Below are 19,349 nucleotides of genomic sequence, written 5' to 3'. Positions count from 1 at the left end.
GTTACGAGTGTGATTGTAGCACGGAACAAAAAAGAGTGTCAATAAAATTATTTTCAAAAACCTTTGGAAGGTAATGGCTATTTATGTTCTTGCTGCCACTCCCGGTACTCCAGTTGCTTTTTCGATCGCTTGCTCCAGGTCCGCAATAAGATCCTCACTATTCTCAATTCCCACGGAGAGACGGATTAAATCCTCCGGTACGCCGGCAGCTTTGAGTCCCTCTGCATCCAGCTGCTGGTGTGTTGTGCTTGCAGGATGGATGACAAGGCTCTTCGCGTCACCAACATTGGCAACATGTGACCATAGTTCCAGTGAGTTGATCAGCTTGGCTCCTGCTTCCCTGCCGCCTTCAATGCCAAAGACAACAACGGAACCCGCACCTTTAGGAAGGTATCGATCTGCCAGGTGCTTATCCGGATGGGAGTCATCCCCCGGATAGGTGACCCAGGTAACAGCTGGATGCGACTCAAGATAGTCTACTATTTTCTTGGTATTGGCAACATGTTCCTTCATGCGGACATGTAAAGTTTCTATTCCCAGATTGAATTGGAAGGCACTCTGTGGGCTGATTGCCGGTCCAAGGTCACGAAGCAGCTGAACTCTCGCTTTAACGATAAAGGCGGCTGCCCCTATTGCTTCACTATAAACTATATCGTGGTAACTGGAATCTGGCTCATTGAAGCCCGGGAATTTTGGTGATTTCCAGTCGAAATTGCCACCATCTACAATAATTCCTCCCATTACAGTTCCGTTGCCCAGCAGCCATTTGGTAGCGGAGTGTATGACAATGTCTGCACCAAATTCAATCGGCCTGCACAGGTAAGGGGTCGCAAAAGTATTATCAATGATCAATGGTACCCCTGCTTCATGGGCAATATCTGCTACGGCTTCGATATCCAAGACTCGAAGACTAGGATTTCCGATGGTTTCCGCGTATACAGCTTTTGTTTTCGGTGTAATCGCTTTTCTAAAATTCTCAGGATTTTCCGGATCTACAAGATGGACTTTGATTCCATACTTAGGCAGGGTCACTGCAAATAGATTGTAAGTCCCTCCATAAAGATTAGAAGCAGCTACAATCTCATCACCGGCGTGCGCGATGTTTAAAACTGCCATCGTGATAGCAGACATGCCGCTGGCCAGAGCTAGCGCACCGACACCACCTTCAAGCAGGGAGACCTTTTCCTCGAGGGCTGTAACAGTCGGGTTATGGATCCTTGAGTAAATATAGCCAGATTCCTTAAGGGCAAATAAATCAGCTGCATGTTCTGTGTTTTCAAACTGGAATGCATTACTTGAGTAAATCGGTACGGCTCTTGCCCCAGTGACCGGATCAGGTGATTGGCCTCCATGCACACCAATCGTTTCGAGTTTGTAGTTTTTTTGTTCCTTTGCCATCTCCATCTCTCCTATCATGAAAAATTAATGGAAAGGTGATACAAAAAACCCTCTTCTTAAGAAGAGGGCCATTTATCATCTCTCCTTATCTTTTCAGAGTTAATACTCTGCAGGAATTAGCACCGTGTTTACAAACCGGTTGCCGGGCTTCACAGGGCCAGTCCCTCCGCCTCTCTGGATAAGAATATTCAGTTTGGTTTGTTTTTTATTGCGTTAAAGTGATAATATCACCATTTGATGAAATAGGTCAATATATTTTGAGTTTTCAGATAAAATTTTAAGCAGATATCGGTCTTGCAAGATAGAATATGGACTCTAGAAGCAGCAAATCTCTAAACGGCGCATCTTCTATTGTAAAATAGCCCCACCTGACCCCTTGTCTTAGTTTGCATTCTCCTCTGAACAGCTGTGCAAGGTATTCAGCATTTCCTCTGATCGTAATTTGAAATTGCGAATGGATATTACTATTAAGAGGTTCGACATTTCCTCCCTTGAATGAAAGGTATTCCACTTCTTGTTCCATCTGTAATTTCAAGCAAAGGTCAAGCTTTTTGATCAATTGCAGTATATGAGTCTTCTCACCGATCACATTCGAAAAATAATTCATATCTTCCCGCATGACATTCAACTCCCTTACCTTACATATTCTTTTTCGCAAGGGAATAACCTGTTGTAATCCTTCGACAAATACTTTGAATAAAAACATTTATCACCATAACAAACATAAAAAAAGACAATGCCGGATGATAATTCGCCATTGTCTTTCATTTCCCGAGAAATATATCCAAAGAAATACAGTGATTAAGCGGTTTTAGTGGACGCGATGACGGATTTTGTTTTATCCATCCTCCTGAATACAAGATAAAAGTAGGTTGATCCCACTAAATAAAGGCCCGCGGTGATCGTGAATACGGATGCATATCCCCAATACGAACCGTATTTCAAGACGATACCAGTCGAGACTGGACCCATGACCGCCCATCCCAGATTAAATACCATTTGATTCACAGAGTTGGCCAATCCTTTCATCGAATCATCAACCTTCGACATCATTAATGACATTTGAATCGGGTTGCCAGCGTTCATAAGTGCCTGCCTAAATAAAAAACCCAGTGCGGCCAGCCAAAAATGTTGAGTGTAAGCAGTTAGCAGCAGAAATGGAAGGGAAAGCATTTGTAAAACCACTACCGCCCTGACTTCACCAAGCCTGCGGACAACGATTGGCCCAATAATCATCGCTAATGCCGTTGCTCCCTGTCCAAGCGAAATGACAAGACCGATAAGTGAATTTGATGCCATGAATCTGTCGGCAAAGTAGAGATTCAAGTAGGGAATGACTAATCCTGCTCCAAAGCCAATCATCAGCTGCGCCACGGCAAATAGCAGAATGATTTTAAAGCTAGCTTTGTTTATAATGCCTTTTTTAATTTCCATCAGCTTTCCGTTTTCCTGTTTTCCTCTCCGAACCTCTCTTAACCGGGAAATAGGAAGAAGGGCGGACAAAAACAATCCTGAACCGACTATCAGTGTATAGCGGATACTGTCTAATGCAGGAAGTGATATAGAGAACAAGTCCGTAAGAACTCCGCCCAAAAGACTTCCCACAACATTAGCTGCCGTCATTGCCGCAAAATGAATGCTAAAAAGATGAACACGTTGTTCGGGAAGGGAGTTTTCCGCCAGCCACGGAATGATGGACACCTGAATGAAAGCGGACGCCAAACCAGTTCCAAAAGCAAAAAAAATCAATAAAGCTTGAGTATCAACCATGCTCCTTGTAAATAGAATAAGACCCGTAGATACAGCTCCAAACAGCATTAACTTTTTTCTGCCGGCCCTGTCACTTAAAATCCCAGCTGGAATGAGCACGAGAGCTGTCGCGAGAGCTGTCATCGAGATCACTTTGCCATTTACCAGCTCATTGAATCCCAGTTCTCGTATGTAAAAATTATAGATCACCATAAAAATCCCCAGTCCGATTTGCGTGAGGATATTTGCCAGAAAGGTCAATTTTATGTTTCGATTGTAGCTTTTAATTTGGTTTGCCCATTCCTGATAAAGAGCCATTATATTATTTCGCCCCTCGTTTATTTCGATACTCTAAATATAGTGTATGCGGCACGAAATGTAAATGTTTTCTATGGGACCTTTTAGGTTCAACAGACTCACTTAGGGCCAATAGAATGGTTCTATGTGACCTTTTGGGCTCAACAGCTTCAATTAAGGCCTATAGAATGATTTTATGTGACCTTTTGGGCTCAAAACCTCAATCATGGCCTATAGAATGGTTCTATGTGACCTTTTTAGGCACTTCATCATCATATGGGCTTATAGATTCCTTCTATGTGACCTTTTTAGACACTTCATCATCATTTGGGCTTATAGATTCCTTCTATGTGACCTTTTTAGACACTTCATCATCATTCGGGCTTATAGATTCTTTCTATGTGACCTTTTTAGGCACTTCACCATCATTTGGGCTTATAGATTCTTTCTATGTGACCTTTTTAGGCGCTTCACCATCATTTGGGCTTATAGAATCTTTCTATGTGACCTTTTTAGGCGCTTCACCATCATTTGGGCTTATAGATTCCTTCTATGTGACCTTTTTAGACACTTCACCATCATTTGGGCTTATAGATTCTTTCTATGTGACCTTTTTAGGCGCTTCACCATCATTTAGGCTTTAGATTCTTTCTATATAGGACCGGCATTTTCTAAAGAATTTATAGGCACTAATTGGCCTTATTCAGACAAAAAAAAAAACGGCAATGCCGTTTCAGACTGTAGACAAACTTGATGGAGATCGAGCTTGTCTACAGTCTTTTTGGTTTGTGCTGGAATGGGGCCGTTGATTTCCGTTCCAGGCGCTTCGCTTTCCGCGGGGCCGGCGCTGAGCCTCCTCGCCGCCGTTGGCGTCTGCGGGGTCTCACCTGTCCGTCTGATCCCGCAGGAGTCTACGCGCCTTCCACTTCAATCAACAGGATTCCTCAACTTAGTGTGGAACTAACCATAAGTCTCTTTTAAAATAGATACATATAACGCTTGAGGTGATGAAGATGCTTTCGAAAAATAATCCAATCCAACGAGATCAATTAGAGATGGTTGCTTTAGACCAACTGGTTCCTCAGGACCATTTAGTCCGTAAGATGGAAGCAGCCCTTGATTTTTCTTTCATCTATGATTTGGTGAAGGATGTGTATTCCGAAGTAGGTCGCCCAAGCATTGACCCTGTGATTCTAATTAAGCTCAGCTTCATTCAATATACCTTTGGCATCCGCTCCATGCGCCAGACCATTGCCGAAGTAGAAACGAACATGGCCTACCGCTGGTTTTTGGGTTATGGATTCCATGATAAAGTGCCCCATTTCTCCACCTTCGGGAAGAATTACGAACGCCGTTTTAAAGACACCGATTTGTTTGAACAGATCTTCTATCGAATTCTTAAGACCGCAGCGGATAAGAAACTTATTAGTGCTGAACATGTCTTTATTGATTCAACCCATGTAAAAGCAAGTGCGAATAAGAATAAATTCCAGAAGAAAGTGGTGCGAAAGGAAACACGGGTGTATCAAGAGAAACTCCAGGAAGAGATCAATCAGGATCGAGAAGACCACGGGAAGAAACCTTTTCCTCCCGATAAATTCGAGAAGGAAGAAACGAAGGAAATCAAGGAAAGCACGACCGATCCTGAGAGTGGATACTACGTCAAGGACGAGCGAACAAAGCAGTTTGCCTACTCTTTCCATGCGGCATCAGATCGGAATGGATTTGTTTTGGGAACCATCGTGACACCTGGGAATACGCATGACAGCCTGATCCTTGAGCCAATGGTAGAACAAGTGATAGAGAAAGTTGGAAAGCCTAATGCCGTTGCGGCAGATGCAGCCTATAAAACTCCAGCTATTACGAAGTTTCTGATGGAAAACGAAATGACCCCTGCTTTGCCTTATACCCGACCACGGACGAAGGATGGCTTTTTCCGCAAATATGAATATGTGTATGACGAATTTTTCGACTGTTACTTGTGTCCTGCCGGTGAGGTCCTAAAGTATTCGACCACAACGAAAGAGGGATATCGTGAATATAAATCCCCCAAACAGATCTGCGCAACCTGCCCGTTTTTAGGGCAATGCACAGAAAGCAAAGACCACCAAAAGGTGGTAACGCGCCATATCTGGCAGGAGTATGTGGAAGAGGCGGATCACTTAAGGCATACACCAGAAGTAAAACAAATCTATGCGAAGCGCAAGGAAACCATTGAGCGTGTATTCGCAGATGCAAAAGAAAAGCATGGCATGCGTTGGACAACCCTGAGGGGGCTTAAAAAATTGTCGATGCAGGCGATGCTTACTTTCGCTGCCTTGAACCTGAAGAAGATGGCCAACTGGACATGGAGAAGTCCAAAAATGGCCTAAAAGTATAGCAAATAGAGTCTATTTCCTTTGAAAAATCCGATGAGATCCAAAAAGGGGTTCGGAATGAGAGCATTCCGAATCCCTTTTGTCTACAAACTGAAACGGCAATGCCGTTTATAATTGTTCACTCAATTCTTTCAGTTTTTCAAATAGATACGGAACAGATTGAAAGGCATAGATCTTTTCTTGTATCTCTCCATCACTAAAGACAATCAGACATGGGACACTTTCAATTTCAAATCGTTCTGCCATTTCTGGAAGGTAGTTCAAGTCGGCTTTCCCGGATGGCAGGTCAGGCAGGAGCTGTTCCACTACCGACAGCATTTTGCTGGCTACCTGACATGTTCCGCACATGGGTGTATAAAAGTATAGATACCCTGTTTGCTTTTCTTCACTAAATGCTTCGATATCTGTTTTGGACCAGTCTTCCATCTACAGTCATCCTTTTTCTAAGTACTCTGCATGAACATCTATATTTGCTCCGATTAGAACTGTAGCAAGATGATTTTCCGGTGCTGTCGCCACTTCCCGGTACATTCTGTCAATGTATAGATGGCTTGCTTCAGGAAATTCCCTTTTGAATTGCTTCCTCAGCTTTTCCCCTGATGCATCTGCATCCACCAGGATATAAACATCTTTATCAAAAAGCGAATCAATCAGCTCATCAAGCTTTGAAACGCCAATCGTACCATTCGTACAAATGATTTCCACAGGTTCCTTTAGCACGGTCTGTACTTTCTTTTTATCTGACGAACCCTCTACTATGATCACCTTGTGATTTTCGTCCATCGCCATAACCACCTATGCACCAGAAAATAATTGCTTTACATCATTATAAACATTATTAAATAAATTGTGCTGTTTAACTTGTATAAATCTATTGTTACTTTTTATGGGAAAGATTGCAAAGATTAAGTCTATAGTGAACCTGGTCAATGTGAGACCGGTTTAGGGTGAAAATAAAAACAGCGGCTTGGCTGGCCGCTGTTCATGCTTGTTAACACCAGCCGCCTTCGTCACAATCAGTGTACCGAGCCTCTGATTGGTCAGGCACTGATACATGCTGGTAAATCTTATTCTGTTCTGCTACGTAGTGATGCTCCAGTTCCAGCTTGATGTCTTCAGGAAGCTTGATTTGTCCAATAGGTTCATTCTCGATGTAAAGCTGAATCTGTCCATTCTCCAGTTTTCCTGTCACCCTGTCTGTGACATCAAGTTTTTGCTGGTTCAGTGTCATGATTTTCACCCTTTTTAAATAGTCGTTAACATTAGTTTGTCCGAACTGATGGAATGAAGTGATGGAAAAATGAAGGAGTTTTACAAAGAGCAAAATTAAAACGCCTTGATTGCTCAAGGCGCTGTCGGGTCTTATTCTTTAATCATTTCTTCGTATTTCTCAGATGTCATAAGTTTTTCTACTTCACTGCTGTCTGATAGTTCAACTGTAATCATCCACGCTTTTTCATATGGAGATTCGTTAACGAATTCCGGACTGTCGTTCAGCTCTTCGTTGATTTCCACTACTTTGCCGCTTACTGGGGCATATAGTTCGGAAACTGTTTTAACTGATTCAACACTTCCGAAAGGCTGATCAAGCGTGATTTCGTCTCCCACTTCTGGAAGTTCGACGAACACGATGTCGCCAAGCTCTGATTGTGCAAAATCAGTAATGCCAATACGAACCTTTTCTCCTTCAACTTTTACCCATTCGTGTTCCGCAGAATAACGCAAATCTTTTGGTGTATTCATTGACTATCCCTCCAATTGTATATCTCTATCGATTAATATCGATGGGACCAAAATTACAGCCAGGCCTTTTCATACTCGTCTTCTTTGAAGCCAACGGTTACCTTTTCGCCATCAGTCATCAGAGGACGTTTGATGAGCATACCGTCAGATGCCAGGAGTTCCAGCAACTCACTATTGGATGCTGTCTTGATTTTATCTTTCATCCCAAGCTCTCGATACTTTTGGCCGCTGGTATTGAAAAATTTCTTGATCTCAAGTCCGCTTTTCTCAAGCATCTCTTCAAGCTGTGGTTGGGATGGCGGATTTTCAACAATATGTACTTCTTTATAGGCCACTTCATGCTGGTCCAGCCATTTCTTTGCATTCCTGCATGTACCACATTTAGGGTACCAATAAAACGTCTTTTCCATATTCTCACCACCCTTTGCTAGTATCCCATTTATTCATCCCTCTAAACGGATAGTAACATATTAAGGAGGTGAATTACTATCATTCAGCGCCCGAATTTAACATCCTTTTATTAATTTCAACAAAGTTTGCAAAAATCCTTCCTATATTGAAAAAAACACCCCTCCCGATACGGAGAGGAGTGTTGACGTCACACTATTATACGACAAAACGTTCTGCTTCAATCAGCTTTTCAGCAGCTTGACGCTTTTTCGCGATGACATTGATCGGAGTATGTCTTGTGAACTTGCGCAAAGCGGAAGTCAGCATACGAAGAGCATCGCCTTCTTCTGTTGCCACAAGTGTTTCCTTAGCGTCACGCTCGATTTCATTGAATGCTTCCTGGCAGAAGATTTGAGTGTATAGAAGCTTTTGCTTGCTCTTTTCCACTCCATCCTTAGCGATTGCTTTTTCAGTACGTAGCACTGCAGATTCCATGGAATATGCATTTGAGATGATATCCGCAATGTTAACAAGGATCTCCTGCTCTTTTTCCAAAGCTTTTCCGAACTTCTGTGCAGCCAATCCAGCTGCCAGCAAGCCGATTTTCTTCGCGTTTTTAACGAGGTACTTTTCCTGTGCAAGAGGCTCATCGCCTGGCTCCTCTGGCATTAGCATCATTAGCTCTTCCTGAAGCTGCTGTGCTTTTTGCAGTAAAGGCAGTTCGCCCTTCATTGCTTTGCGGAGGAATGTTCCTGGAACCAACAAGCGGTTGATTTCATTCGTGCCCTCGAAAATACGGTTAATCCTTGAATCACGGTATGCTCTTTCAATTTCGTATTCTTGCATGAATCCGTAACCACCGTGGATCTGTACGCCTTCATCGACCACGTAATCAAGTGTTTCAGTCGCGAAAACTTTATTCATGGAGCATTCGATCGCGTACTCTGCAATTGAATCAGCAACGGCTTTACCGTTGTTGATTTCTTCCTCAGTCAGCTGGTTCATTCTTTCTTCAAATAAACCTACTGTACGATAAACTGAACTTTCAGTTGCATAAATTTTAGATGCCATTGTCGCCAGCTTCTCTTTAGTAAGGTTGAACTGGGATATCGGTGTTTTGAACTGCTGGCGCTGATTAGCATACTTCACAGTCAGTCCGAATGCTTGCTTGGCTCCGCCAGTAGCACCCACACCTAACTTATAACGTCCGATGTTCAGGATATTGAAGGCGATCAAATGGCCTTTTCCTGCTTCACCCAAAAGGTTTTCTACTGGAACTTGAGCATCCTCAAGGATCAAGGTACGTGTAGATGAACTCTTGATACCCATTTTCTTTTCTTCGGCTCCCACTGATACACCAGGGTATTCTCTTTCTACGATGAAGGCTGTGAACTGTTCACCATCAATTTTAGCGTAAACGACGAATACATCTGCGAAGCCAGCATTTGTGATCCATTGCTTTTCGCCATTAAGAACGTAGTGAGTTCCTTCAGCGTTCAGCTTCGCTGTGGTTTTTGCACCTAAAGCATCTGAACCTGACCCCGGCTCAGTGAGTGCGTATGCAGCAAGCTTTTCACCTGTAGCTAAAGCAGGAAGATATTTTTGCTTTTGGTCTTCATTTCCGAAAAGCACGATCGGCAGTGAACCAATTCCCACGTGGGCGCCATGTGAAATGGAGAAGCCGCCTGCTACTGCCATTTTTTCAGCGATCAAAGCTGAACTGATTTTATCCAGACTCAGCCCGCCATATTCTTCAGGAACATCCGCTCCAAGAAGGCCAAGTTCTCCCGCTTCTTTCAATAGTTTAACCGTGCGGTCAAATTCATGCTGTTCGATGTATTCAACCTGAGGCAATACTTCATTTGTTACGAAATCCTCAGTCGTTTTTGCGATCATTTTATGCTCATCAGTGTAATCCTCTGGAGTGAAAACATGGTCATATGACACATCTTCGATTAAGAAGCTTCCGCCTTTTACAAGCTTTTCTGTTTGGTTACTCATTGATTTTTCCTCCTATCTATTTTTGGGAGGGGAAGCAGATCCCCTCCAGTTATTTGGTTTATAATAATTCAAACACTCCGGCAGCACCCATGCCGCCGCCGATACACATTGTGACTACGCCAAATTGCTCGTTTCTTCGTTTCATTTCGTGGATGACTGTCAAAGTAAGCTTCGCACCAGTCGTTCCCAGCGGGTGGCCTAAAGCAATTGCTCCGCCGTTTACATTGACTTTATCTTCGTCGAGGGCGAGCTCATGGATTACCTGGATTGATTGTGAAGCGAATGCTTCATTCAGTTCGAATACACCAATATCAGAAACCTGAAGGCCTGCAAGTTTCAAAGCTTTAGGAATGGCTACTACAGGACCGATTCCCATAATTTCCGGCGGTACGCCGCCAAGTGCGAATGACCTGAACTTGGCAAGCGGCTTTAATCCAAGAGATTCTGCTTTTTCGCGGTCCATGACCATGACAGCAGCTGCACCGTCACTTGTTTGAGAAGAGTTTCCGGCAGTAACTGTGCCTTTAATATTGAAAGCCGGGCGAAGTTTCGCAAGAGTTTCAATATTCGTATCAGGCCGCACGCCTTCATCCTGTTTGAATTGAATGGTCTTTTCGACAAGCTTGTTGTCTTTCCCTACTGAACGGAGAGTTACATCGACAGGCACGATTTCTTCATCGAATTTGCCCTCCTGAATAGCCTTTGCGGCGCGCTGATGACTTCTGACTGCAAATGCATCCTGCTCTTCGCGGGAGATGCCGTACTTTTTGGCAACTTCCTCTGCTGTATGGCCCATTCCCATATAATATTGCGGAGCTGTCTCTGCCAGCTTCGAGTTAGGGCGGACCACATGACCCATCATCGGTACCAGGCTCATTGACTCTGCTCCTCCTGCGATGATGGTATCCGCGTGGCCAAGCATGATTCTTTCGGATGCATTGGCAATAGCCTGAAGGCCAGATGAACAATAACGGTTGATGGTAATTGCAGGTACTTCGTGTGACAATCCAGCAAGTGCACCAATATTACGCGCCATATTCAAGCCCTGCTCTGCTTCCGGCATTGCACAGCCGATGATTAAATCATCAATATTCCCTTCATAATTCCCTGCTCTTTTAAGGGTTTCTCTTACTACAAGAGCTCCAAGATCATCGGGCCGAACGTTAGCAAGAGTTCCTTTTTTTGCTTTTCCGACCGGTGTCCGGGCTCCGGCTACGATTACCGCTTCTCTCATCTCATTCCCTCTCTTTCCTCGGATGTTAAAATGTATTTCACTGAAACTATCAATCTATTAGTTGCGCAATGGCTTGCCTCTTACGAGCATATGCTGCATACGCTGCTGTGATTTCGGTTCAGCCACCAGGCTAAGGAACGCTTCTCTTTCAAGGTCAAGCAAATATTGCTCATCTACTTCTGTTCCGTATGGCACTTTGCCGCCGGAGATAACATAAGCAAGTTTCTTGGCGATTTTCAGGTCATGCTCAGAAATGTAACCTGACAGATGCATGGTTTGAGCACCTAGAAGCAAGGTTGCATATCCCGGTTCGCCAGTTACAGGGACTTTCTTTCTCACAGGTGCCTTATAACCGCTTTCATATAAATTCAAGGCAGCCTGTTTTGCGTCATATAGCAAATGATCGCTGTTGACACTGATGCCATCTGCTTCATTCAGGAAGTTATTTTCTCTGGCTTCTTCGCCTGAAGTAGACACTTTCGCCATCGCGATTGTTTCGAATACTTTGTTCGCAACCTTTTGCAGATCAAAATCGATGCCTTTTGGCAGGCCTTCAAGATGCTTGATGTATAGCTCCTTGTTTCCGCCTCCGCCAGGGATGAGACCTACGCCCGCTTCAACAAGTCCCATGTACGTTTCCATCGAAGCCTGGATTTGGGCTGCCGGCAAGCACATTTCGGCCCCGCCGCCAAGTGTCATTCCAAAAGGAGCAGCCACTATTGGTTTGGAGCTGTATTTAATTCTCATAGTCGTCTGCTGGAATTGGCGAACGACCATATCAAGATCCCAAATGTTATCGTCTTGTGCCTCCATAAGAATCATGGCCAGATTCGCACCAACTGAGAAGTTCTTGCCCTGGTTTCCGATAACCAGACCCTTGAAGTTCTTTTCGACTTCGTCAATCGCGAAATTGATCATCTGCAGGATATCAGGTCCGATTGAGTTGCTGTGAGAATGGAATTCCAGAAGCGCAATGCCGTCTCCAAGGTCGATCAGGCTGGCGCCGCCATTCTTTTTAATGACACCCTTTTGCTTTTTCAAAAGCTTCAGGTTGATCGCCTTTGGATTTTCCTCTATCGAAACGTATTCCCCATTATGGTAATAGCTCAGCTTGCCCTCCTCTTCTTTGTAGAATGAAGTGAAGCCTTTTTCGACCATTTCTTTTACCCATGCAGGGACAGTCTTGCCTTCTGCTTCCATTTTGCTAATCGCTTTTTCAACACCAAGTGCATCCCATGCTTCAAATGGACCCATTTCCCAGCCGAAGCCCCATTTCATTGCACGGTCAACCGCAACGATGTCGTCAGCAATCGTGCCCATAAGGTCAGCTGAGTAAATAAGTACTGGACTGAAAATATTCCATAACAGCTCGCCAGCCCGGTCCTTTGAATAAACAAGCGCTTTCATTTTATTGGCCAGGCCTTTTTCCTGTTTGGCCATTTCAGTTGACGCTGTCTTTAATTTCTTGCGTGGACCGTATTCAAGTGTTGCAGGGTCAAGTTCAAGGATTTCCTTGCCCTGCTTCAGGAAGAAGCCCTGACCTGACTTGCTGCCAAGCCAGCCATTCTCAAGCATTTTCTTCATAAATTGAGGTACTTCGAAAACTTCCTTTTCTTCTCCTTCAACCTGGTCATAGACATTTTTCGCAACATGCGCGAAAGTATCAAGTCCGACAACATCTAAGGTACGGAAGGTTGCACTCTTAGGGCGTCCAATCATCGGGCCGGTAACTGAATCAACCTCACCAACACTGTAGCCGCCTTTCACCATTTCCCTTACGGTTACCAGCAATCCATAAGTTCCGATCCTGTTAGCAATGAAGTTCGGTGTATCCTTCGCTTCAACGACACCCTTTCCAAGCCGGTCTTCGCCGAACTGCTTTACGAATGCAAGGACACCCGGATCTGTATCTTTCGTAGGGATTACTTCAAGCAGCTTCAGATAGCGAGGCGGATTGAAGAAATGTGTTCCCAGGAAGTGTTTACGGAAATCATCGGAACGTCCTTCAGCCATTGCCTCTACTGAAATTCCGGACGTATTGGAACTGATGATGCTTCCCTGCTTGCGGTATTTATCTACATCAGTGAAAACTTTCTTTTTGATGTCAAGGTTCTCAACTACGACTTCTATAACCCAGTCAACATCCTTGAGCTTTTGCATATCATCTTCAAAATTTCCCGCTTCAATCAAAGCAAGATTCTTCTTGGAGGCCAAAGGTGCTGGTTTCTGCTTCAGTAATTTTTGGAGTGACCCTGCACTGATCCGGTTGCGCACCTGCTTATCATCGAGTGTCAGGCCTTTTGCCTTTTCCTGTTCCGTTAATTCCCGAGGTACAATATCCAGCAGCAATGTCGGGATTCCGATGTTTGCCAGATGTGCGGCAATTCCTGATCCCATGACACCTGAACCAAGCACCGCTGCCTTTTGAATTTGTCGCATCAAATTTGTCTCCCCCTTTGACTCTTTTTGAATGAATACTCATTCATTTTTGCATCAAAAAAAATATGCATATAAATGAGCTCTGTTAATTACTACTATAAAATATTTAAAAAATTTGCGCAATAATAAGCTGCGGAAAAAATAAAATTTTTTGAATCTTTACCCGTTCTGCTTATTTTTTTCGACTTGGGCACCCTAAAAAAGCGGTGGCTAACCGCTGTTCAATGGAAAGCAGAAGCATCAGACGTTAGAGCTTTCACTTTTCAATAATTAAATAAGATGGAGGTCATATCATGGCAAGATTAAAAAAGGATCCTTCAAAAGCTGGTGTCAGCGCTGCAAGTGTGAAAGGAAATGCCGGCCCTTCAATGGGACAGGGCGGGGAAAGAAAGCAAAACAGCCAGAACAGTCAGTACAAAAAATAAAACAAAAAGCGGAAGCGCCTCGTTCAGCCCCGACAAGCGCAGGAGTCCTGAGTGAAGTCGTTGTATGAACTCATTGGCAGGGCAGAAGCCTCTCGAGGGGCTTGGCGCTGGATGCTGGATTAGAATAAAAAACAGGCTGACATTCGTCAGCCTTAAGTTTATTTTTTCAGCATTCCTTTTAAAACAAATGCTACGTTTGCAGGGCGTTCTGCAAGGCGGCGCATGAAATAGCCGTACCAGTCTGTTCCGAAAGGCACATAAACACGCATTGTATAGCCTTCCTCCGCAAGCTGGAGCTGCCTTTCCGGCATGATTCCAAATAGCATCTGGAACTCGAACTGGCTTTTCGGGATATTATTTGCTTTTGCAAATTCCTTTGTGAAGTTGATGATATTGTCATCGTGTGAGGCAACTGCAGTATAATTCCCATTCATCAGATGCATCTTGATGATTTTCTTGAAGTTTTCATCGACATCCTTTTTCTCAGGGAAAGCTACTTCCGGTGACTCTTTATAAGCTCCCTTTACTAGACGGAGATTAGGAGAATATTGATTCAGATCCTCGATATCTTTTTCTGTCCTGTACAAGTAGGCCTGAATGACCGTGCCGATATTATCGTATTCAGACTTAAGCTGCTTGAAAATATCCAGCGTCTTCTGGCAGCGTTCGTAATCCTCCATATCGATGGTCACAAACACATTATTTTCTTTGGCTGTATCCATGATTCTGCGCATATTGTTCATGACGACTTTTTCAGAAATGTCAAAACCGAGCGATGTCATCTTGACACTTAACTGCGCATCCAATTTTTCACGGCCAATCGCTTTTATCATCGCAATTGAACTTTCAGCTCTTTCGTTTGCTTCTCTTTCATTGTCCACGAATTCGCCAAGATAGTCGACAGTTGCTGCAAGGTTCTTATGATTAAGTTCCTTGATGACTTCCACTGCCTGTTCGACCGTTTCGCCTGAAACAAAGCGTTTCGCTCCTAATCGAAGGCCGTATCGCTTTGCCATTTTGGTAAAGAATTTATTTTTCGATAGAAAAAGAAAGAAGTTCCTCATTAATTGTTCCATAGCTTTTCCTCCCCTTAATGAAAACGTATACAAATCTCTTTAAAAAAATTGCTTCATCTATATATATTTTGCAAAATCATTTTATCACTTTTTTACAGCTTTGAATATTACTTTTGTACGAAAATGTTCTTTTTTGACGAATCCTGTCTTGCATACTTTAATTCCCCCCGGGAAAGATAGTATCCGTAGGAATGATCATATAAACAGGAGGTATTAATATGCAGGAGCAAAACATGAATTTTCAAGGCCAGCAGCAAGGGATCATGCAGACGCCGCCATCAGTTGTATCCACTAAAGATTCTTTATACTTAACAGATATGCTTTCATGGAATTTACTTGCAATGAAAAAGGCACATTTCTTTGCACAACAATGCCATGACCAGGAACTTAAAATGGAAATTGAGAGATGCGGACAAATGCATCAGAGACATTATGAGAAAATGCTTTCACACTTGAACAGCCCCGAAAACCAGGCATATTCCGGAACGCCGGGAATGCAATAATCGAACATAAAAAGGAGGAAAAGCGGATGAATCAGAACCAGAATCAGCAAAAAATCCAAAACCCAGAAACACAGGTCCAAAAAACACCGCAAATGAACGAACGAGATTTCATCAATGATATTCTAACGACCGAAAAATATATGACCGATGCGTACACCCAGGCACTTCATGAAGTCAGCCACGACGAACTGTACCAGGATGTACTTGCCATCTACACAGAGACAGCAAACGCACAGCGGAGCCTTTACAACCTGATGTTCAAAAAAGGCTGGTATGCAGTAGAAGCAGCCGAAGCGCAAAAGCTGCAGCAATCACACCAGCAGTTCCAGGGGTATACCAACCAATTCCCTTATGGCGGGCAACAGATTCAATAATTGTATCTGCTAGGAAAGAACCGGGTAAAATCGCCCGGTTCTTATTGGTTTTAGTAAGTGGTAAAATGCTGACTTTCTTGTTTTTCTGTTACTGCGCCTCCGCTATTCGAGAGCATTTTCCTCTTACTTGTTACCGGCCTCTTCGCTTCCTCCGCTTTTCGGGCACATCTTCTCTTTACTTGTTACCGAACTCTTCGATTCCTCTGGTTATGGGGCACATGTTCCCCTTACTTGTTACCGAACTTTTCGATTCCTCTGGTTTTCGGGCACATGTTCCCCTTACTTGTTACCGAATTCTTTGCTTCCTCCGCTTTTCGGGCACATGTTCCCCTTACTTGTTACCGAACTTTTCGATTCCTCTGGTTTTGGGGCACATGTTCCCCTTACTTGTTACCGAATTCTTTGCTTCCACCGCTTTTCGGGCATATGTACCCCTTACTTGTTACCGAACTCTTCGATTCCTCTGGTTTTGGGGCACATGTTCCCCTTACTTGTTACCGAACTCTTCGATTCCTCCGTTTTTCGGGCACATGTTCCCTTTACTTGTTACCGAACTCTTTGCTTCCTCCGCTTTTCGGGCACATGTTCCCCTTACTTGTTACCGAACTCTTCGCTTCCTCTGGTTTTGGGGCACATATTCCCCTTACTTATTACCGAACTCTTCGATTCCACCACTTTTCGGGCACATGTTCCCTTTACTTGTTACCGAACTCTTTGCTTCCTCCGTTTTTCGGGCACATGTTTCCTTTACTTGTTACCGAACTCTTTGCTTCCTCCGCTTTTCGGGCACATGTTCCCCTTACCTGTTACCGAACTCTTCGCTTCCTCCACTTTTCGGGCACATGTTCCCCTTACTTGTTACCGAACTCTTCGATTCCTCCGTTTTTCGGGCACATGTTCCCCTTACTTGTTACCGAACTCTTCGCTTCCTCTGGTTTTGGGGCACATGTTCCCCTTACTTGTTACCGAACTCTTCGCTTCCTCTGGTTTTGGGGCACATGTACCCCTTACTTGTTACCGAACTCTTCGCTTCCACCACTTTTCGGGCACATGTTCCCCTTACTTGTTACCGAACTTTTCGATTCCTCCGCTTTTGGGGCACATGTTCCCCTTACTTGTTACCGAACTTTTCGATTCCTCCGCTTTTGGGGCACATGTTCCCCTTATTGTTACCGAACTCTTCGCTTCCTCTGGTTTTGGGGCACATGTTCCCTTTACTTGTTACCGATCTCTTCGCTTCCTCCGTTTTTAGGGCACATGTTCCCCTTACTTGTTACCGAACTCTTCGCTTCCTCCGTTTTTAGGGCACATAACAGGGTGTCTGTGTTCCCCTTTTTCACTTATGACTTGCCTTCAATACCTTCAAGCACAAACACAATGTTTGTTCTTCCCTTTACTTTTCAGCTTCCTTCGCTTAATGCAACTCTGTTTGCCTAATTGTCTTCATTTCAAATTCACTCGGGAACTGAGCCTAAAAAAACCACCTCGCTTTGAGATGGTTCATTGTTTCTGCCGGTTCAGCTCATTCATTTCTTTGACTTCTGCTATCACATTCTTGATCTGTTCCCGGGCCTCTGGGTATTCAGCGTTCCAGTGCTTAGCGAGTGGTGGCATTGACTTGGCGATATGGCTGTACATGATCCAGGTTTTAACTTTATCGATATTCTCGGAAGATGCTTCGCCAACGAGCAACTCGGTGTATTTTTCAAGCAAACCATTGATTTGCTCAGCAATTTCGTTATTCATTTATATCCTCCTATATCCTCATCCACATGTTCGTGGGCATGTTTTGCAGTAACTGCCTTTTTCTTTCAGCCTATAGCTGTAACAGCAGGTTTTCCGGATTCTGATAAAAGAATCGGTTTCTTCTTGATAAACCGGTTCGCGGTAAAATCGGGTAATTGGGTTCTTATGGTACTTTCCGAATAGTTTACCGGGTGCTGATTCGACCAGAAAAGAAAAATCCTCCGCCGCCCTTATTTTGACATCTGGATCATCGGTTTCGCTCAGAATCTTTTCATATAGCCAAAACATATAGACTGCAACATTTTCCCATAAAATCAATTTCGAGATTCTCGCAGATTTAGAGATGGCGTCTATAACAGGAGACAGATTATCCATGAATAAGTGCCTGACCGCTTCCGTCCTCCATGTATCTCGATGCCCATCCGGACAGACATCGGTATTTTTGCTCTTCAGATAAAACTCCGGCAGCCAAAGACCATCCTTTATGGAATCCGCAAGAATAATATTTCCAGGTGAAACATCCAGCCTTTTGTTAAAAGCGGTCATTGAATATAAGTAGAGGACAGCGAGAAAAGCATGACGTTTCATAAACACAGATGCTGCTGTTTTGGCATCCGGAGCGTTCAACCCTTCATTGAACCTTTCCAGATAAACGCCCATTGTCGCTTCATCTGTGAAAGGTGTGAAATCGATTTGGACCTCCTTTTCAGGTTCAGAAACGGCAAATCGATAGTTGGCGAGAGTCGCAATTTCATTGCCTGTCAGTTCGGATTTCATGTTAAGACTCCCATTTTATCCTTAAGGATTCGGCGCCCTTTGCCGTGCGGAATGCACAGCGGTGTGCCGAATAGCGGGTCGATCGTCACTTCACAATCCATTCCAAAGACATGCTTCACAAGCCCACAGTTAATGACGACTTCCGGCTTTCCCTGATCAAAGATCTTCTGATCCTTGATTGCAACGATATTATGAGCATATCTGCAGGCAAGATTCAGGTCATGTAAAACCATGACAATCGTTCTGCCCTCATTTTCATTCAATTCATAAAGCAAATCCAGGATTTCAATTTGATGAGTCATGTCCAGATAGGTTGTCGGCTCATCAAGGAGGATAATATCTGTATCCTGTGCCAGGGTCATCGCGATCCATGCACGCTGACGCTGTCCGCCAGACAATGAGTCAACTGTCCGGTCCTTCAGATGTTCTATGCCTGTGGCCTTCAAAGCATTCTCCACACTTTTTTCATCCTCTACCGACCATTGCTTCAGCCAGGTCTGGTAAGGGTACCTGCCCTGTTTGACAAGCTGCAGTACTGTCAAACCCTCCGGTGCTGCAGGAGATTGGGGCAGAATCGCCATTTTACGGGCTACCTGTTTGGTTGAAAGCCTTGAGATTGCCTCGCCTTCAAGCAGGATGGATCCCGCCTGGGGTTTAAGCAGCCTGGCAATCGAGCGCAGCAAAGTCGATTTTCCGCAGCCGTTGCCTCCAATAAAAACGGTGATTTCTCCCTTGGGAATCTTTATGTCTAATTCATTTATGATAATGGAATCTCCATATGATAGCGTCAGTTTTTCCGTTTCAATTGCATGGTTCATG

The 19,349-nt window shown here is 44.0% G+C and carries 20 protein-coding genes and 1 riboswitch; of the genes, 5 read left to right on the top strand and 15 right to left on the bottom strand.

Annotated features, from left to right (window positions below):
• Positions 1-81: 81 nt before the first annotated feature.
• From B5X77_RS08520 to B5X77_RS08510, 3 genes are all read right to left on the bottom strand, one after another.
• Positions 82-1,398, bottom strand: a complete 1,317-nt coding sequence (locus tag B5X77_RS08520; protein WP_079507067.1) for an O-acetylhomoserine aminocarboxypropyltransferase/cysteine synthase family protein — start codon at positions 1,396-1,398, stop codon at positions 82-84.
• A gap of 82 nt (positions 1,399-1,480) precedes the next feature.
• Positions 1,481-1,583, bottom strand: a riboswitch (SAM riboswitch).
• A gap of 92 nt (positions 1,584-1,675) precedes the next feature.
• The gene (locus B5X77_RS08515) at positions 1,676-2,017 is read right to left on the bottom strand and encodes a hypothetical protein (RefSeq protein ID WP_079507065.1); all 342 of its coding nucleotides are present in this window, start codon (positions 2,015-2,017) and stop codon (positions 1,676-1,678) included.
• A gap of 182 nt (positions 2,018-2,199) precedes the next feature.
• Positions 2,200-3,465 (bottom strand): MFS transporter, encoded by a 1,266-nt coding sequence (locus tag B5X77_RS08510; RefSeq protein WP_079507063.1) that lies wholly within the window; start codon positions 3,463-3,465, stop codon positions 2,200-2,202.
• A gap of 116 nt (positions 3,466-3,581) precedes the next feature.
• On the opposite strand from B5X77_RS08510, the gene B5X77_RS23010 reads away from it, so the two are divergent.
• The gene (locus B5X77_RS23010; protein WP_139378323.1) at positions 3,582-4,088 is read left to right on the top strand and encodes a hypothetical protein; all 507 of its coding nucleotides are present in this window, start codon (positions 3,582-3,584) and stop codon (positions 4,086-4,088) included.
• 369 nt (positions 4,089-4,457) lie between these two features.
• Positions 4,458-5,816 (top strand): IS1182 family transposase, encoded by a 1,359-nt coding sequence (locus B5X77_RS08500; RefSeq protein WP_079505720.1) that lies wholly within the window; start codon positions 4,458-4,460, stop codon positions 5,814-5,816.
• A 114-nt stretch (positions 5,817-5,930) separates the two neighbouring features.
• Here the strand turns inward: B5X77_RS08500 and B5X77_RS08495 are convergent, their stop codons facing one another.
• From B5X77_RS08495 to B5X77_RS08460, 8 genes are all read right to left on the bottom strand, one after another.
• Positions 5,931-6,248 carry a thioredoxin family protein gene (locus B5X77_RS08495; protein WP_079507061.1) on the bottom strand — a complete coding sequence of 106 codons (318 nt, stop codon included), beginning with the start codon at positions 6,246-6,248 and terminating at the stop codon, positions 5,931-5,933.
• 6 nt (positions 6,249-6,254) lie between these two features.
• Positions 6,255-6,611, bottom strand: a complete 357-nt coding sequence (locus tag B5X77_RS08490) for a toprim domain-containing protein (RefSeq protein WP_079507059.1) — start codon at positions 6,609-6,611, stop codon at positions 6,255-6,257.
• A gap of 202 nt (positions 6,612-6,813) precedes the next feature.
• A complete protein-coding gene (locus tag B5X77_RS08485; protein ID WP_257391755.1) occupies positions 6,814-7,146 on the bottom strand; it encodes a YusG family protein in 333 nt (110 codons plus the stop codon).
• A 38-nt stretch (positions 7,147-7,184) separates the two neighbouring features.
• Complete coding sequence (gene gcvH, locus B5X77_RS08480; protein WP_079507057.1) at positions 7,185-7,565, bottom strand: glycine cleavage system protein GcvH; 381 nt, start codon at positions 7,563-7,565, stop codon at positions 7,185-7,187.
• A 53-nt stretch (positions 7,566-7,618) separates the two neighbouring features.
• Entirely contained in the window at positions 7,619-7,975 is a 357-nt protein-coding gene (locus B5X77_RS08475) for an arsenate reductase family protein (protein ID WP_079507055.1), read from the bottom strand.
• 196 nt (positions 7,976-8,171) lie between these two features.
• Complete coding sequence (locus tag B5X77_RS08470) at positions 8,172-9,956, bottom strand: acyl-CoA dehydrogenase family protein (protein ID WP_079507053.1); 1,785 nt, start codon at positions 9,954-9,956, stop codon at positions 8,172-8,174.
• Positions 9,957-10,014: 58 nt separating this feature from the next.
• The gene (locus B5X77_RS08465; protein ID WP_079507051.1) at positions 10,015-11,190 is read right to left on the bottom strand and encodes an acetyl-CoA C-acetyltransferase; all 1,176 of its coding nucleotides are present in this window, start codon (positions 11,188-11,190) and stop codon (positions 10,015-10,017) included.
• 57 nt (positions 11,191-11,247) lie between these two features.
• Positions 11,248-13,629: a 3-hydroxyacyl-CoA dehydrogenase/enoyl-CoA hydratase family protein gene (locus tag B5X77_RS08460; RefSeq protein ID WP_079507648.1), complete on the bottom strand. Its 2,382-nt coding sequence runs from the start codon at positions 13,627-13,629 to the stop codon at positions 11,248-11,250.
• 293 nt (positions 13,630-13,922) lie between these two features.
• Here B5X77_RS08460 and B5X77_RS08455 point away from each other — a divergent pair, with 293 nt between their 5' ends.
• Positions 13,923-14,054: a YuzL family protein gene (locus tag B5X77_RS08455; RefSeq protein WP_079507049.1), complete on the top strand. Its 132-nt coding sequence runs from the start codon at positions 13,923-13,925 to the stop codon at positions 14,052-14,054.
• A gap of 158 nt (positions 14,055-14,212) precedes the next feature.
• Here the strand turns inward: B5X77_RS08455 and B5X77_RS08450 are convergent, their stop codons facing one another.
• A complete protein-coding gene (locus tag B5X77_RS08450) occupies positions 14,213-15,130 on the bottom strand; it encodes a proline dehydrogenase family protein (protein WP_079507045.1) in 918 nt (305 codons plus the stop codon).
• A gap of 218 nt (positions 15,131-15,348) precedes the next feature.
• Between B5X77_RS08450 and B5X77_RS08445 the strand changes: the two genes are divergently transcribed.
• Entirely contained in the window at positions 15,349-15,633 is a 285-nt protein-coding gene (locus tag B5X77_RS08445) for a hypothetical protein (protein WP_079507043.1), read from the top strand.
• A 26-nt stretch (positions 15,634-15,659) separates the two neighbouring features.
• Entirely contained in the window at positions 15,660-16,007 is a 348-nt protein-coding gene (locus tag B5X77_RS08440) for a spore coat protein (protein ID WP_079507041.1), read from the top strand.
• Between the two features lie 1,500 nt (positions 16,008-17,507).
• Here the strand turns inward: B5X77_RS08440 and B5X77_RS08435 are convergent.
• From B5X77_RS08435 to B5X77_RS08425, 3 genes are read right to left on the bottom strand one after another with little or no spacing between them, the layout of a single operon-like run.
• Positions 17,508-17,753, bottom strand: a complete 246-nt coding sequence (locus B5X77_RS08435) for a DUF2573 family protein (RefSeq protein WP_079507039.1) — start codon at positions 17,751-17,753, stop codon at positions 17,508-17,510.
• An 18-nt stretch (positions 17,754-17,771) separates the two neighbouring features.
• Positions 17,772-18,530 carry a siderophore-iron reductase FhuF gene (gene fhuF / locus B5X77_RS08430; protein WP_079507037.1) on the bottom strand — a complete coding sequence of 253 codons (759 nt, stop codon included), beginning with the start codon at positions 18,528-18,530 and terminating at the stop codon, positions 17,772-17,774.
• Complete coding sequence (locus B5X77_RS08425) at positions 18,527-19,348, bottom strand: ABC transporter ATP-binding protein (protein WP_079507035.1); 822 nt, start codon at positions 19,346-19,348, stop codon at positions 18,527-18,529. The genes fhuF and B5X77_RS08425 overlap by 4 nt, the downstream gene beginning before the upstream one ends.
• Position 19,349: the final 1 nt, after the last annotated feature.

It is taken from the genome of Mesobacillus jeotgali (assembly GCF_900166585.1).
Lineage (GTDB): Bacteria > Bacillota > Bacilli > Bacillales > Cytobacillaceae > Mesobacillus > Mesobacillus jeotgali_A.
The sequence above is the reverse complement of the archived record's forward strand: the minus strand, read 5'-3'. Positions and strand labels throughout refer to the sequence as shown.

Excerpts from the sequence above, each read along its gene's own strand:
- B5X77_RS08520 (WP_079507067.1), bottom strand. The coding sequence starts at position 1,398 with ATGGCAAAGGAACAAAAAAACTACAAACTCGAAACGATTGGTGTGCAT.
- B5X77_RS08515 (WP_079507065.1), bottom strand. The coding sequence starts at position 2,017 with ATGCGGGAAGATATGAATTATTTTTCGAATGTGATCGGTGAGAAGACT.
- B5X77_RS08510 (WP_079507063.1), bottom strand. The coding sequence starts at position 3,465 with ATGGCTCTTTATCAGGAATGGGCAAACCAAATTAAAAGCTACAATCGA.
- B5X77_RS23010 (WP_139378323.1), top strand. The coding sequence starts at position 3,582 with ATGGTTCTATGTGACCTTTTGGGCTCAACAGCTTCAATTAAGGCCTAT.
- B5X77_RS08500 (WP_079505720.1), top strand. The coding sequence starts at position 4,458 with ATGCTTTCGAAAAATAATCCAATCCAACGAGATCAATTAGAGATGGTT.
- B5X77_RS08495 (WP_079507061.1), bottom strand. The coding sequence starts at position 6,248 with ATGGAAGACTGGTCCAAAACAGATATCGAAGCATTTAGTGAAGAAAAG.
- B5X77_RS08490 (WP_079507059.1), bottom strand. The coding sequence starts at position 6,611 with ATGGCGATGGACGAAAATCACAAGGTGATCATAGTAGAGGGTTCGTCA.
- gcvH (WP_079507057.1), bottom strand. The coding sequence starts at position 7,565 with ATGAATACACCAAAAGATTTGCGTTATTCTGCGGAACACGAATGGGTA.
- B5X77_RS08475 (WP_079507055.1), bottom strand. The coding sequence starts at position 7,975 with ATGGAAAAGACGTTTTATTGGTACCCTAAATGTGGTACATGCAGGAAT.
- B5X77_RS08470 (WP_079507053.1), bottom strand. The coding sequence starts at position 9,956 with ATGAGTAACCAAACAGAAAAGCTTGTAAAAGGCGGAAGCTTCTTAATC.
- B5X77_RS08465 (WP_079507051.1), bottom strand. The coding sequence starts at position 11,190 with ATGAGAGAAGCGGTAATCGTAGCCGGAGCCCGGACACCGGTCGGAAAA.
- B5X77_RS08460 (WP_079507648.1), bottom strand. The coding sequence starts at position 13,629 with ATGCGACAAATTCAAAAGGCAGCGGTGCTTGGTTCAGGTGTCATGGGA.
- B5X77_RS08455 (WP_079507049.1), top strand. The coding sequence starts at position 13,923 with ATGGCAAGATTAAAAAAGGATCCTTCAAAAGCTGGTGTCAGCGCTGCA.
- B5X77_RS08450 (WP_079507045.1), bottom strand. The coding sequence starts at position 15,130 with ATGGAACAATTAATGAGGAACTTCTTTCTTTTTCTATCGAAAAATAAA.
- B5X77_RS08445 (WP_079507043.1), top strand. The coding sequence starts at position 15,349 with ATGCAGGAGCAAAACATGAATTTTCAAGGCCAGCAGCAAGGGATCATG.
- B5X77_RS08440 (WP_079507041.1), top strand. The coding sequence starts at position 15,660 with ATGAATCAGAACCAGAATCAGCAAAAAATCCAAAACCCAGAAACACAG.
- B5X77_RS08435 (WP_079507039.1), bottom strand. The coding sequence starts at position 17,753 with ATGAATAACGAAATTGCTGAGCAAATCAATGGTTTGCTTGAAAAATAC.
- fhuF (WP_079507037.1), bottom strand. The coding sequence starts at position 18,530 with ATGAAATCCGAACTGACAGGCAATGAAATTGCGACTCTCGCCAACTAT.
- B5X77_RS08425 (WP_079507035.1), bottom strand. The coding sequence starts at position 19,348 with ATGAACCATGCAATTGAAACGGAAAAACTGACGCTATCATATGGAGAT.